The following is a 298-nucleotide window of genomic DNA, read 5'->3' on the forward strand; positions in this document are numbered from 1 at the left end:
GAAGGCCGTGGCCTGGTAACCGAGGCCGTCGTGGACGGTGGGGAGCGCGTCGTCGTGCCACACCTCCTCGTCGGCACCGTGCAGCTGCAGCCGCAGACCGGTGGGGCCGTAGAACGGCGCGAGGACGTCGAGCCGCCCCCGTGAGCCGAACACCGTCGCTTCGACGGGGGTGACCGCACCGAAGGTGGTCGTGAGCGCGGCCTGCGCCCCGGCATCCGTCTTGAGGGCGATCGTCGCGCTGTCGTCGACACCGGTGGGAGCGAGGGTGCCGACCGAGCGGATCGTGCTCGGCGGCCCG

The 298-nt window shown here is 73.2% G+C and carries 1 pseudogene; it reads right to left on the reverse strand.

What is annotated here, in order from left to right:
* Positions 1-298, reverse strand: a pseudogene (locus KVT44_RS55945) (hypothetical protein); the annotation flags it as partial.

Origin of the sequence: Streptomyces sp. GbtcB7 (assembly GCF_019091445.1) — a bacterium.
Lineage (GTDB): Bacteria > Actinomycetota > Actinomycetes > Streptomycetales > Streptomycetaceae > Streptomyces > Streptomyces mirabilis.